The sequence below is a fragment of the Pseudomonas sp. PDM02 genome (assembly GCF_014852285.1).
Classification (GTDB): domain Bacteria; phylum Pseudomonadota; class Gammaproteobacteria; order Pseudomonadales; family Pseudomonadaceae; genus Aquipseudomonas; species Aquipseudomonas migulae.
Window position 1 is genome coordinate 280,449 of the sequence record NZ_JACVBL010000006.1, and the last position, 13,570, is coordinate 294,018.

14 protein-coding genes are annotated in these 13,570 nt (G+C 59.8%); 5 read left to right on the top strand and 9 right to left on the bottom strand.

What is annotated here, in order from left to right; translation table 11 throughout:
• Positions 1–2: 2 nt before the first annotated feature.
• Positions 3–488 carry a hypothetical protein gene (locus IB245_RS13040; protein WP_192227770.1) on the bottom strand — a complete coding sequence of 162 codons (486 nt, stop codon included), beginning with the start codon at positions 486–488 and terminating at the stop codon, positions 3–5.
• Between the two features lie 139 nt (positions 489–627).
• Entirely contained in the window at positions 628–1,503 is an 876-nt protein-coding gene (locus tag IB245_RS13045) for a helix-turn-helix domain-containing protein (protein ID WP_008025337.1), read from the bottom strand.
• Between the two features lie 138 nt (positions 1,504–1,641).
• On the opposite strand from IB245_RS13045, the gene IB245_RS13050 reads away from it, so the two are divergent.
• Positions 1,642–2,544, top strand: a complete 903-nt coding sequence (locus IB245_RS13050) for a DMT family transporter (protein ID WP_008025338.1) — start codon at positions 1,642–1,644, stop codon at positions 2,542–2,544.
• A 28-nt stretch (positions 2,545–2,572) separates the two neighbouring features.
• On the opposite strand, the gene IB245_RS13055 is transcribed toward IB245_RS13050, so the two are convergent.
• The 4 genes from IB245_RS13055 to IB245_RS13070 all read right to left on the bottom strand — a co-directional run bounded on the left by IB245_RS13055 (position 2,573) and on the right by IB245_RS13070 (position 6,295).
• On the bottom strand, positions 2,573–3,082 hold the full coding sequence (locus IB245_RS13055) for a DUF2165 family protein (protein ID WP_192227771.1): 510 nt from the start codon (positions 3,080–3,082) through the stop codon (positions 2,573–2,575).
• A 172-nt stretch (positions 3,083–3,254) separates the two neighbouring features.
• A complete protein-coding gene (locus IB245_RS13060) occupies positions 3,255–4,229 on the bottom strand; it encodes a 2-hydroxyacid dehydrogenase (protein ID WP_008041788.1) in 975 nt (324 codons plus the stop codon).
• 367 nt (positions 4,230–4,596) lie between these two features.
• Positions 4,597–4,902, bottom strand: coding sequence for a DUF6124 family protein (locus tag IB245_RS13065; protein ID WP_008041779.1), 306 nt, complete (start codon positions 4,900–4,902; stop codon positions 4,597–4,599).
• A gap of 424 nt (positions 4,903–5,326) precedes the next feature.
• The gene (locus IB245_RS13070) at positions 5,327–6,295 is read right to left on the bottom strand and encodes a LysR family transcriptional regulator (protein ID WP_192227772.1); all 969 of its coding nucleotides are present in this window, start codon (positions 6,293–6,295) and stop codon (positions 5,327–5,329) included.
• Positions 6,296–6,569: 274 nt separating this feature from the next.
• Here IB245_RS13070 and IB245_RS13075 point away from each other — a divergent pair, with 274 nt between their 5' ends.
• The 4 genes from IB245_RS13075 (at position 6,570) to IB245_RS13090 (ending at position 11,462) form a co-directional block, all read left to right on the top strand.
• Positions 6,570–8,069 carry an efflux transporter outer membrane subunit gene (locus IB245_RS13075; protein WP_192227773.1) on the top strand — a complete coding sequence of 500 codons (1,500 nt, stop codon included), beginning with the start codon at positions 6,570–6,572 and terminating at the stop codon, positions 8,067–8,069.
• A 133-nt stretch (positions 8,070–8,202) separates the two neighbouring features.
• Positions 8,203–10,395, top strand: coding sequence for an FUSC family protein (locus IB245_RS13080; RefSeq protein WP_192227774.1), 2,193 nt, complete (start codon positions 8,203–8,205; stop codon positions 10,393–10,395).
• A complete protein-coding gene (locus IB245_RS13085; RefSeq protein ID WP_008025348.1) occupies positions 10,385–10,585 on the top strand; it encodes a DUF1656 domain-containing protein in 201 nt (66 codons plus the stop codon). Before IB245_RS13080 ends, IB245_RS13085 begins: the two co-directional genes overlap by 11 nt.
• A gap of 25 nt (positions 10,586–10,610) precedes the next feature.
• Positions 10,611–11,462, top strand: a complete 852-nt coding sequence (locus IB245_RS13090; protein WP_192227775.1) for an HlyD family secretion protein — start codon at positions 10,611–10,613, stop codon at positions 11,460–11,462.
• Positions 11,463–11,590: 128 nt separating this feature from the next.
• Here the strand turns inward: IB245_RS13090 and IB245_RS13095 are convergent, their stop codons facing one another.
• The 3 genes from IB245_RS13095 to IB245_RS13105 all read right to left on the bottom strand — a co-directional run bounded on the left by IB245_RS13095 (position 11,591) and on the right by IB245_RS13105 (position 13,433).
• Positions 11,591–11,989 (bottom strand): DUF4440 domain-containing protein, encoded by a 399-nt coding sequence (locus tag IB245_RS13095; protein WP_008044483.1) that lies wholly within the window; start codon positions 11,987–11,989, stop codon positions 11,591–11,593.
• 121 nt (positions 11,990–12,110) lie between these two features.
• Entirely contained in the window at positions 12,111–12,935 is an 825-nt protein-coding gene (locus IB245_RS13100) for an SDR family oxidoreductase (protein WP_192227776.1), read from the bottom strand.
• Positions 12,936–12,968: 33 nt separating this feature from the next.
• Positions 12,969–13,433, bottom strand: a complete 465-nt coding sequence (locus tag IB245_RS13105) for a multidrug transporter (protein WP_192227777.1) — start codon at positions 13,431–13,433, stop codon at positions 12,969–12,971.
• Positions 13,434–13,570: the final 137 nt, after the last annotated feature.

The window sequence follows — 13,570 nt, forward strand, 5'->3', positions numbered from 1 at the left end:
CGTCAGTTGGAATCAGATGGGATTTTCTCCATGTCCCACACGTCGATTTTCCCCTCTGTTTTGAATATTTTATTTTCTACTATGTGTATGACTGAAAAATCAAAATCAGCGTTGAATCTTCCTTTGGTGAGATCAATTTCTTTGATAGTTACTGTTCCGATGACCTTGGCAGGTAAATAAACATTGTCATTACCAGGGGGCTGGCCTGGGATCTGGCGGGTGTACCAAACCTTTTTAACTGCATTGTCATTAATGAAATATTTTCCGGCTTTTATGTTGTAATCGAATCTAAATGACCAGCCTCTTTTGTCGGGGAATTCATCGTTTGTGGCATAAATTTCAAACGTTAGGTTAGACGATGCTCTGAAGGAAACCCTGCTGCTCTTAAAGTCGGGGTGTGTTTCGATTGTCGCTTCTAAGGAACCGGACGCAAAAGGTGTCGGGGGATAAACAGTGGTTCCTGTACGAGTGTCGTAGTTTTCGAACATTTTGATTGAACTCCAGAGGTTGAGATCCGAAGTGTCCGTTTTGTTTGTCTGCTTTGCTACTGTCATAAGTAACAGGGTTTGTTAAGTTTTAATTGTTATTCGAAATTAAAAAATAAACATCTATAAGCGATCGCCGTATCTATCGCAAGAACGCCTGCCGATACTCGCCAGGCGTCCCACCGAGAACCTGCCGAAACCGATTGGTGAAATGACTGGCACTGGCAAACCCGCACGCCAATGCAATCTCCCCCAACGGCTGCGATGTCGAACGCAATAACTCCCGCGCCCGGCTCAGTCGCCTTGCCAACACATACTGATGCGGCGGCAAGCCAAAGCTCTCCCGGAACATCCGCGCAAAGTGATACTCCGACAGCGCACACAACCCCGCCAACTGCCCGAGGCTGATGGCTTCGGCCAACTGATTGTCGATGAACTCGACCAGTTGCCGTCGCTGGTGCGCCGCCAATCCGCCCTTGAGCCGCAAGCCGTCGCGCATGCCGACCTGGCCGAGTAACACGTGGCTGAGCATTTCATGGGCCAGGCTGCTGGTCAGCAGGCGTTCGCCGGGTTCATCCCAGTTGAGCGTGAGCATCTGGCGAAAGCGCCGGGCTTGCTGCGGGTCGTCGAGAAAAGTCCCTTCGCGCAACTGCAATTCGCGAGGTTCGCGATCCAGCAGCGTGACGCAACCGAGGGCGAATTGTTCCGGGCTGAAATACAGATGGGCCAGGCGAATGTCGCCATTGATCACCCAGCCTGACTGATGGTCGGCCGGCAGAATGCACAGTTTGTCCGGACCGCCCTTGGTACCGGGCTGGTCGCGGCGAAAAGTGCCGGTGCCGCCCGCGATGTAACAGGACAAGGTGTGATGGCTCGGCGCTTCGTAGTCCTGGGCGTCGTGATGGTTGCTCCACAGGGCTGCAGCCATGCCGTCACCGAGCTCGGCGCTGTGCTCGAGGCGAGCATTGGGCGAGCGGTTGAGGGCTTGAAAGACTTGCAGTGATTCCAGTGCGGGCATGAGCGGTTCTCTCCAACGCCTTGCATCCTACTCCGTAGACGTTGGCCTGCCAGCCTCTGCACCGACAAAAGCGCAAGTTTATGCAAGTGCGAAAAAGTTTGGCGCAGGACACTGGGCACCTATTGAGGAGCCTTCGCCATGAACCTTTCGCTGTATTTGCTGACCGTGCTGATCTGGGGCACCACCTGGATTGCCTTGAAATGGCAACTGGGCGTGGTGGCCATTCCGGTGTCGATCGTCTATCGCTTCGGCCTCGCCGCGCTGGTGCTGTTCGTGATGCTGTTGCTCAGCCGCAAGCTGCAAGTGATGAACCGTCGCGGGCACCTGATCTGCCTGGCGCAGGGCCTTTGCCTGTTTTGCATCAACTTCATGTGCTTCCTGACGGCCAGCCAATGGATCCCCAGTGGCTTGGTAGCCGTGGTGTTTTCCACTGCCACGCTGTGGAATGCCCTGAATGCGCGGGTGTTCTTCGGCCAGAAAATTGCCCGCAACGTCCTGTTGGGTGGCGCGCTCGGTTTGTTCGGGCTGGGTTTGCTGTTCTGGCCGGAGCTGGCCGGCCACACCGCCAGCCCGGAAACCTTGCTGGGCCTGGGCCTGGCCTTGTTGGGCACGCTGTGCTTCTCGGCGGGCAACATGCTGTCCAGCCTGCAACAGAAGGCCGGGCTCAAGCCGCTGACAACCAATGCCTGGGGCATGGCTTATGGCGCGGCGATGCTGTCGGTGTGGTGCCTGGTCAAAGGCATTCCGTTCGAGATGGAATGGAATGCGCGTTACATCGGCTCGCTGCTGTACCTGGTCATTCCGGGTTCGGTGATCGGCTTCACCGCCTACCTGACGCTGGTCGGGCGCATGGGCCCGGAGCGCGCAGCCTATTGCACGGTGCTGTTCCCGGTGGTGGCGCTCAACGTCTCGGCGTTTGCCGAAGGCTACCAATGGACCGCGCCGGCGCTGATGGGCCTGGTGTTGGTGATGCTGGGCAACGTGCTGGTGTTTCGCAAACCCAAGGCACCGATGGTGCAGGGGAGCGGCAAGCTGGCTTGAAGATGTTACGGATCGGGTGCGTGTGCACTCAGCGCTCGATCCGGATGGCCACATAGATCATTAGCGGCATGATGAAATCAACGATATGTCGGGCCCAGTCTTTATAGTTCCATTGTTGTGATTCATCCATGTTGAACCATTCGACACCCACAATCTGAAAACACACGTAGTAGATAAATACGGCAATCAGCAAGCCAATCAGTGCATATTTCTTTGCCTCGTGAAACTTTTTGGCGCTGGTGTTTATATTCTTGAATAGTTGGTAAGTGCCCATCATGCAAAAGGCGGTGAAGAGGACTTCGAGTGTAATGATCAGCCAGTAAATCCTGTGATGGGCCATGGGGGAGGTAATGGCGCGATAACTGTATTTCTCGCCCTCGCGCGTGGTGTCCATGCTGAGGATGTGGGCGATGTATTCGTAGTTGGAAGGGTAGTCGGTGAAGTTGCTAAACAACATTAAAAAACCAAAGAAGCTTATAAATAGCATCAATGTGGCTTTGCTGATTCTAATTGTTTGCTCGGTCGTCAAGTGGTTCAAGGTAATAGTTCTCCAGAACGGGTTCCCGTCAGGGCGGGTAAGTAAGGAGAGTCTATAGCGAAGTGTATTTGTTGAGGGGTGGACTAAATTACAAGTTGTGTATTTGTTGTTTTGTAATGTGTGAGGTTTAGTTGTAGACGGGCAGGCGCTTTAATCGCCTGCCCGTTTTTTTTCAGCCTTTCCAGACTTGCGGGTTCACCAGGTCCTGCGGTCGTTCACCCAACAAGGCGCTGCGCAGGTTGGCCAAGGCGCGATTGGCCATCGCTTCACGGGTTTCATGGGTGGCGGAGCCGATGTGCGGCAACGTCACGGCGTTTTTCAGTTGGAACAGCGGCGATTCGGCCAGCGGTTCTTTCTCGTAGACATCCAGCCCGGCGCCACGGATCTGGTTGTTTTGCAGCGCTTCGATCAGCGCGGGCTCGTCCACCACCGGGCCGCGTGCGATGTTGATCAGAATCGCGTCCGACTTCATCAGCGCCAGTTCACGGCGGCTGATCAGGTGTTTGGTCTTTTCGCTGAGCGGCACCACTAGGCAAACGAAATCGGCTTCGGCCAGCAACTCATCGAGGCTGCGGAATTGCGCACCGAGCTCTTGCTCAAGTGCCGTTTTGCGGCTGTTGCCACTGTAGATAATCGGCATGTTGAAACCGAGCCGACCGCGCCGGGCGATGGCGGCGCCGATGTTACCCATGCCGACGATGCCCAGGGTCTTGCCATAGACATCGGTGCCGAACAGCGGGGCGCCGACGGTGGCTTGCCATTGACCGGCCTTGGTCCAGGCATCGAGTTCGGCGACGCGGCGGGCGCTGCTCATGATCAGGGAGAAGGCCAGGTCGGCGGTGCTTTCGGTCAGCACATCCGGCGTGTTGGTCAGCATGATCCCGCGCTCGTTGAAGTACGCGACGTCGTAGTTGTCGTAGCCCACCGAGACGCTGGACACCACCTCCAGGCTGCTCGCGTTCTCCAGTTGGGCGCGACCGAGCTTGCGACCCACGCCAATCAAACCGTGGGCATGGGGCAGGGCCTCGTTGAATTGGGCGTTGATGTCGCCTTTTTTCGGGTCAGGCACGATGACGTCGAAATCCTGCTGGAGGCGTTCGATCATGGCGGGAGTGACGCGGCTGAAAGCGAGGACGGTCTTTTTCATGGGAGGCGGGCTCGTCGGGCGTGGAGAATGCCAAGCACGCTAACATTCTTCCGCGCTTTTGTGCGAGTGCCCGGATGGTTCGGATGCACGCATTCCCCCTGTTGGATGGGTGATGCGCAAAAGGTACTTCGTACGCGAATTTGTAGGAGCCGGCTTGCTGGCGATCCAGGCACCTCGGTCCGTCTGACGCACCGCGTCGCATGGATCGCCAGCAAGCCGGCTCCTACAGGTGATGGGTGATGCGCAAAAGGTACTTCGTACGCAAATTTGTAGGAGCCGGCTTGCTGGCGATCCAGGCACCTCGGTCTGTCTGACGCACCGCGTTGCAGTGATCGCCAGCAAGCCGGCTCCTACAGATTGGGGGTGTCTAATCCTGCGGGTCGATGTTATCCAGCGCGCGGTTGACGGCCAGTTCGCCCAGCATGATGACTTGTTGAATGCCCAGCAGGGTGTTGCGGTGGGGACCGTCGAGAAATCCGGCGAGGTCGCTGGCCATGACGCTGGCCGAGGCGAGGGATTCGCTGGCGTGGACCAAAAGGGTTTCGGTGTTGATGTCGGGGACGACGGTGAATAAATGGCTGGGGGTGTGAGGCGGGATCAAGGCTTTCAGGGTGAATGAGTTTTGGGGGGAGGTGACTTCCGCATCTGGCGGATTGGGTGAGGGCTTTTTCATGGCAACGATCCTTAGAGGCTAGGAGCTGCCACTTTTTGTTTTCCAGACAAAGGGTGGCAGCTGTACGCAAGCTGGAAAAACCGAGAAGGATCAAACCCGGCAGACCCGAAGGTCTCCCACGTACAGCCGCCATAACTCAACATGCAGCGCTGAAAAAGCGCCGCATTATGGCATGTGCGGTGATCCTGTTCTTCGGGTTTTCCAGGCCCGGTCGCTGATTCGCCAGCGACACTCAAAGCCTACCCATCTCGCTTCCCACCCGACAACCGACAGAACGCGTCGGAAACATCCTAGGACACCACGCTTTTTGTAGGAGCGAGCCTGCTCGCGAAAAACGTGAGAACACTGCGGGGTATCAGGTTCACAGCGTTATCGTTCACGACCATCGCCGGCAAGCCGGTCTCGCTCCCACAGTGTTCTGTCGTCAGTTTGCCAATCGTGCCCCACCCAGCGTTCCGCTCAACTCATACGCCGCCAGTTCCGCCTGATGCGCCGCCAATATCTCCGGCAACGACCCGCGCAGGTACTCGACCCAGGTTTTGATCTTCGCATCCAGATACTGCCGCGACGGATAGATCGCATACAGATTCAGTTCCTGCGAGCGGTAGTTCGGCATCACCCGCACCAGCGTGCCGTTGCGCAAGCCTTCGATCGCCGCATACACCGGCAACACGCCGACGCCCATGCCGCTGATGATCGCGGTTTTCATCGCATCGGCGGAGTTCACCAGAAACGGCGAGCTGTTGATGGTGACCATTTCCTGGCCTTCCGGGCCGTCGAAATTCCATTTCTCCAGCGGAATCACCGGGCTCACCAGGCGCAGGCACGCGTGGTTCAGCAAATCGCTGGGCTTGTGTGCGCAGCCGTTGGCTTTCACGTAGGCGGGCGAGGCGCAAACGATGCTGTAGGTGATGCCCAGGCGCTGGGAGACGAAGCCCGAGTCCGGCAGTTCGCTGGCAAGGACGATGGACACGTCGTAGCCCTCGTCGAGCAAGTCCGGCACGCGGTTGGCCATGGTCAGGTCGAAGGTCACGTCGGGATGGGTCTTGCGGTAGCGGGCGATGGCGTCGATCACGAAGTGCTGACCGATGCCGGTCATGGTGTGCACCTTGAGTTGCCCGGCCGGGCGCGCGTGGGCATCGCTGGCCTCGGCTTCAGCCTCTTCGACGTACGCCAGGATCTGCTCGCAGCGCAACAGATAGCGCTTGCCGGCCTCGGTCAGGGCGATGCGACGAGTGGTGCGGTTGAGCAGGCGGGTTTGCAGGTGGGCTTCCAGGTTGGAGACCGCGCGCGAGACGTTGGCCGTGGTGGTGTCGAGTTGCACGGCGGCGGCGGTGAAGCTGCCGGCCTCGGCCACGTAGCTGAAGGCGCGCATGTTTTGCAAAGTGTCCATGGGGTGCTCTCGGGTGCGATGGCAAATTGTGACACGAAGTTTCAGAGTCTGAGACCCCGACCAAGGGATTATCGCGTTAACGGTAACAAAGATTCACAGGAATCCCAGCTTATCGCCATCAAACCCGCCCCCTAGAATTGCGCCGTTCCTTGTAGGAGCGAAGCTTGCTCGCGAAGAACGATAACGCGGTTTAACAGATGGACCGCGTTATCGTTCTTCGCGAGCAAGCTTCGCTCCTACGGGATCCAGTCCACTTTCTCGGGAAATCGCAGCAGTGCCGCGTCGCATCAGCAGAGCGCTTCAGACGCTCAGTGTTTTGACTTTAACCCTGGCAATCAGCGGCTGCATCGGAACCGCAGGTATTGCCCCGCAGGGCAAGGCACTGGAGGCCAATTCGCTGGCCACCGACGACGCCATCCAGAGCGCCGCGCAGGACGCTCACTGGCCTACCGCGCACTGGTGGCAGGCCTACGGCGACCCGCAACTGAACCGCTGGATCGACCTTGCCCTGCAAGGCAGTCCGACCATGGCCATGGCGGCGGCGCGGGTGCGTCAGGCCAAATCCATGGCGGGCATCGCCGAGTCTGCCGAGTCGCTGCAGATCAATGGCGGGTCCACCCTCAAGCGCCACAACTGGCCCACCGATCAGTTCTACGGGCCGGGCGAGCTGGCCAACGCGACGACGTGGGACAACAACGCCGCGCTGGGCTTCAGCTACGCCCTCGACCTCTGGGGCCGTGAAAGCAACGCCACCGAGCGCGCCGTCGACATGGCGCACATGAGCGCCGCCGAAGCGCGTCTGGCCCAGCTCGAACTGCAGAACAACATCGTTCGCGCCTACATCGAACTGTCGCTGCATTACGCGCAACGGGACATCGTCGCCGCGACCCTGCAACAGCAGCAGCAAATTCTCGACCTCGCACAGAAGCGCTTGAACGGCGGCATCGGCACCCACTTCGAAGTCAGCCAGGCCGAAACGCCGCTGCCGGAAACCCACCGCCAGCTCGATGCACTCGACGAAGAAATCGCCCTCAGCCGCAACCAGCTTGCCGCACTCGCAGGCAAAGGCCCGGGCGACGGCGCGCAGTTGCAGCGACCCACGTTGGCATTGGGCACAGCGCTGAAACTGCCATCGTCGTTGCCGGCGCAATTGCTCGGCCAGCGTCCCGACGTGGTCGCCAGCCGCTGGCAAGTGGCGGCTCAGGCGCGGGGCATTGATGTCGCTCACGCCGGTTTCTACCCCAACGTCGATCTGGTCGGCAGCCTCGGCTACATGGCCACCGGCGGTGGTGCGCTGGAGTTTTTGACCGGCAAGAAACTCAACTACAGCGTCGGCCCGGCGATCTCGTTGCCGATCTTCGACGGTGGCCGGTTGCGCGCTGAGTTGGGGGAAGCCTCGGCCGGTTATGACATCGCCGTGGCCAAGTACAACCAGACGCTGGTCAATGCGCTGAAAAACATCTCCGACCAGTTGATCCGCCGCGAATCCATGGACAAACAGCAAACCTTCGCCGCCGAATCCGTGGCCACCGCGCAGAAGACTTACGACATCGCGATGATCGCTTATCAACGCGGGCTCACCGATTACCTCAACGTGCTCAATGCCCAGACCTTGTTGTTCAAACAGCAGCAGGTTCAGCAACAGGTTCAGGCTGCGCGGCTCAGTGCGCACGCCGAGTTGGTGACGGCGCTCGGTGGTGGTCTCGGTGCGGGTAATGACGTGCCGAATGCTGAGAAAACCCAGCCCCCGAAAACCCCGGTTCTATTGCGTTGAACACAAAACCTGTGGGAGTGAGCCTGCTCGCGATGAGGGAGTGTCAGCCAATGATGATGTCGCCTGACACACCGCTATCGCGAGCAGGCTCACTCCTACAGGTCCCCGGTCAGACTGAATTAAGCAGGATTTCATGACTCCCTTGCCCGCACTGCTGCGCTGGCTGTATTCCCTTGAATGGCGCCGGGGTTTCTTTGACTGGGCACGCAGCGACGGCGTGACCTGGGTCTACATTTTCAAGGTGTTGTTCGCCGCGTTCCTGACCCTGTGGCTGGCCATGCGTCTGGAATTGCCGCAACCGCGCACGGCGATGATCACCGTGTTCATTGTCATGCAGCCGCAAAGCGGCCAAGTGTTTGCCAAGAGCTTCTACCGCTTTCTCGGCACGCTGACCGGGTCGGCGGTGATGGTCGCGCTGATTGCCTTGTTCGCACAGAACACCGAGTTGTTCCTCGGTTCGCTGGCGATCTGGGTTGGCATCTGCTCGGCCGGTGCGGCGCGTTCTCGCAACTTCCGCGCCTACGGATTTGTGCTGGCCGGGTACACCGCCGCGATGGTCGGCTTGCCGGCCCTGGCGCACCCGGAGGGCGCGTTCATGGCGGCGGTCTGGCGCGTGCTGGAAATCTCGTTGGGGATTCTCTGCGCCACGCTGGTCAGCGCAGCCATCCTGCCGCAAACCGCCAGCGCGGCGATGCGCAACGCCTTGTACCAGCGCTTCGGTGTGTTCGCCTTGTTCGTCACCGATGGCTTGCGCGGTCGCAGCAAACGGGACGCTTTTGAAGCGAGCAACGTGCGCTTCATCGCCGAGGCGGTCGGCCTGGAAGGGCTGCGCAGCGTCACCGTGTTCGAAGACCCGCACATGCGTCGGCGCAACGGTCGGCTCAGTCGCTTGAACAGTGAGTTCATGGGCATTACCACCCGGTTCAATGCCCTGCACCAACTGCTCGAACGCTTGCGCAGCAGTGACGCCGATCATGTGGTCGCGGCAATCAAACCGGGCTTGCAGGACCTCGCGGAAGTGCTCGACGGTTTCAGTGGTCGCGCGTTGACCAGCCCTGACGCCGCACGCTTGGTGATTGCGCTGAGCGCCTACAAGGAAGCGCTGCCGGCGCGTGTACGCAGCCTGCGCGCGACGTTTCAGGAGAGCGAGCCAAGCGACGCCGAGCAACTCGATTTTCATACCGCGTATGAGCTGCTTTATCGCTTCGTCGACGACCTGCACGGTTATGCACAAACCCACGCGTCCCTGGCTGATCACAGCCATGAACGGGAGCAGTGGGACGAGCCTTTCACCCCGCAAACCAACTGGATGGCGTCCGCCGCTTCGGGGATTCGCGCGGCGTTTATTCTGGTGGTGTTGGGCAGTTACTGGGTGGCCACCGCGTGGCCGAGCGGGGCGATGATGACCCTGATTGCCGCCGCCACCGTGGGCCTTTCGGCGGCGACGCCGAACCCGAAACGCATGGCGTTCCAGATGGCCTGCGGCACATTCCTGGGTGCGCTGATCGGCTTCGTCGAGATGTTTTTCATCTTCCCGTGGATCGATGGTTTTCCGTTGCTGTGCGTGATGCTCGCGCCGGTGATCGTGCTCGGTTCGTTCCTGACCTCGCGCCCGCAATACGCCGGTGTCGGCCTCGGTTTGCTGATCTTCTTCAGCACCGGTTCGGTGCCGGACAACCTCACCATCTACAACCCTTACACCTTCATCAACGACTACATCGCCATGGTGCTCGGCATGCTGGTGTGCGCCGCTGCGGGGGCGATCATCCTGCCGCCGAACAGTCGCTGGTTATGGCGCCGGTTGGAGCAGGATCTGCGCGGGCAAGTGGTGTATGCGATCAGCGGCAAACTGAAGGGCCTGGCGTCGAGTTTCGAAAGCCGTACGCGGGATTTGCTGCATCAGGCTTATGGCCTCGCCGCCGGCCAGCCGCAGGTTCAACGGGACTTGCTGCGCTGGATGTTCGTGGTGCTGGAAGTCGGTCACGCGATCATCGAGTTGCGCAAGGAACAGGCGATTCTGCCGGTGCACCCGGCGTACGCCGAATCGCAGCCGTGGCGCCAGGCTATCCGCGTGATGGGCCGTTCGCTGGTGCGGCTGTTTCTGCAACCGGGCCAGAGCAATCTACAGCGCTGCCTGATCGCGGTGGACCATGCGATCAGCCGTGTGCAAGCCACCGACGAGCCCTTCGCGCCGCACTTCGACACCTCGGCGTTGCGCCGGGTGAAGAGCTACCTGCATTTCATCCGCACCTCATTGCTCGACCCGCAATCACCGCTTGCCGCCTACGCAATGACCACGCCCCAAGGACTTGAACATGCCTCGTGAAATCGCCTTCCACGGCGTGTACATGCCGACCATGACGCTGATGTTTTTCATCGCCGCGGTGCTGGCCTGGGCGCTGGACAGGTTCCTGTCCGGGTTCGATCTGTACCGTTTTTTCTGGCACCCGGCACTGCTGCGCCTGAGTTTGTTTACCTGTCTGTTTGGTGCTTTGGCGCTGACTGTCTACCACTGACTCTCTATCTCTGAAGAAGGCTCTGATGAAAAAGCTTTTCAGCCTGCTCGCCACTCTGCTGGTGCTGGCCCTCGCGCTATGGATTGGCCGAACCCTGTGGGTGCATTACATGAACACGCCGTGGACCCGCGACGGCCGGGTGCGCGCCGACATCATCAACGTCGCCGCCGACGTCACCGGTGAAGTGGTGGAAGTGCCGGTGCGTGACAACCAACAGGTGAAGAAGGGCGATCTGCTGATGCGCATCGACCCCGAGCACTACCGCATCGCGGTCAAACAGGCGCAGGCACTGGTGGCTTCACGCAAGTCGACGTGGGAGATGCGCAAGGTCAACGCCCATCGCCGCGCCGACATGGATGCCCTGGTGATCTCCAAAGAAAACCGCGACGACGCCAGCAATATCGCAGACTCCGCCCTCGCCGATTACCAGCACGCGCAAGCGCAACTGGAAGCCGCCGAACTGAACCTCAAACGCACTGAAGTGCGCGCGGCGGTGGACGGTTACGTGACCAACCTCAACGTACATCGCGGCGACTACGCACGCATCGGCGAAGCGAAAATGGCCGTGGTCGATATGAACTCGTTCTGGGTCTATGGCTTCTTCGAGGAAACCAAACTGCCGCACGTGCGGGTGGGCGATAAGGCTGATATGCAACTGATGAGTGGCGAAGTGCTCAAGGGGCATGTGGAGAGTATTTCTCGCGGGATCTACGACCGCGATAACCCGGAAAGCCGCGAGCTGATTGCAGACGTGAACCCGACGTTCAACTGGGTGCGCCTGGCACAGCGGGTGCCGGTGCGGATTCACATTGATGAAGTGCCGGAAGGGGTGTTGTTGGCGGCGGGGATTACGTGCACGGTGGTGGTTAACCAATAGTTAGACCGAGTTGTCTGCATCGCCAGCAAGCCGGCTCCTACAAATAGGTGTCGTACACACATTTTTGTGTTCGGCGCAAACCTGTAGGAGCCGGCTTGCTGGCGATTCAGGCGCCTCGGTCTTACAGCTCACTCCTTGCAAAACGTCTCATGCAAATGCCGCCAAACCACCTTTCCACCGGCCTGCTTCTCAAACACCACCGTCGAACGCCGGTCCGTCTGCTGGCCGGTCGCATCGGTCTGCTGCTCGCGATAACTCACGGTCGCACCGTTGTCGGACAGCGCAATGCCACGCAACTCGCTGAGCTCAATCCTGAACCCGAGCTTCTTCCCGCCCGCCATCCGGAACAACTCGCCAAGCGCGTCGAAATCCAGCACGCGGCCCAACGGCGAGACCATGGAAAACTGCGGTGAAAAACGGGCGAGCAAGTGTTCAAGTTCGGTGACGTTTCGTTCTTCGGCCAGCCATTGCTCGATGGCGACGTGGGCCTGGATCACTTCGTCAAAGTATTCGGTGTAGTCGGTCATGTTACTTCCTGAAGATTTTGCAGAGTCTGTTCTGACGCTTTCGCGGGCAAGCCTCGCTCCTACAAGGCTCGCGCAAAACCTGTAGGAGCGAGGCTTGCCCGCGAAGAACGATAACGCGGTCTCAAAGCTGCCCGCGCAACCCGAACCGCTTCATCAACCCCGACTCCAGCAACCCTTTGGGCAGCAACCCGGCCAACAACGGCAACGCCCGGCTGCCATTGCCCAAACGAATCAGGCGCGGCGGTTTGTCCTGCTGCACAGCCTTGAGCAAACCGGCGGCAAACTCACTGGCCGGCGTCGGGTTGTCCTGGGACGCCTTGGCCCGTGCACGAATGCCTTCGCGCAGCGGAAACCACGGTGACTGTTCGCTGATCAACTGCTCCGCCTCGGCCCCGGCATTCTTGGCAAAACTGGACGCGATGGCGCCCGGTTGCACCTCCATCACTCGCACACCGAACGGCGCCAGCTCCATGCGCAACGCATCGCTCAAGGCGTGCACTGCGGCTTTCGAGGCGCAGTAAGCACCGGCAAATGGCGTGACCAGAACCCCGGAAACGCTGCCGATATTCACCACTATCCCTTTGGCCCGGCGCAGCACCGGGAAGAGTGCGCGCGTCACACCGACAATCGCAAACACATTGGTTTCGAACTGCCGCTGCATGGCCGGCACACCGCCGTCCAGCAGCGGCCCCATGGCGCCATAACCGGCGTTGTTGATCAACACATCGAGGCCGCCATGTTGCTGGTTGATCTGCCCGGCCAACGCTTCAAGTGCCACCCCATCGTTGACGTCCAGTTGCACGGCGGTGAAACCGGCCGCCGTCAACGCGGCAACGTCCTCAGCCTTGCGGGCGCTGGCCCAGACTTTATAACCGGCACCTTTAAAGGCATCCGCCAGAGCGCGGCCAATGCCGCTGGAACAACCGGTAATCAACGCAACGGGCATGGCGCGGTCCTTGTGCAAAGGGAAGAGTGGAGATCAGTCGGAGAAACTACCCTGCAAACGCTCGGCGCGAAACTCCAGGGTTTGCGGGCGATAACCGGGACGCAGCGGCGGCATGGGCAGGCAATCTTCCCAGTTCGCCCCGGCTTGCAGTTCGCCTGGGCCGCGATAACGCGGTGCAGCGTATTGATTGTCGGCGAGGTTGACCGTATCGCCCGGCGCGTAGGCAGCGACGCGCCAGCGCAGTTCGGTCAGCGGCACGTCGTTGCCGTTGTTCATCTTCAATAACAACGGGCGATCCGCTGGGCAGTGCTCCGGCGCATAAGTGATGCGCAACTCAAGGCGCGCTAATTGCTTGACCTCGCGATTGGCCAGCCAGACCACCCAGGTGGCCACCAGCCCCAGTCCGATGGCGGCCGCCACCGAAACGGGCAGGGCCTTGGACGGGTAGCGCAGCAACAGGATCAGCCAGGTGATGACCAACAGGACGCCGATGAACATGTCGCACAACCTCGCAGGAGAGAGGCTCATCCTACCTAAGGGCGGGTGTGCTTGGCGATGGGCGTGGTGAGGGCGACCGTTTGTCGAGCCTGTAATTTGTGACAGTAGCCATGCATGGGTTTTCAGCATTAGCTGGT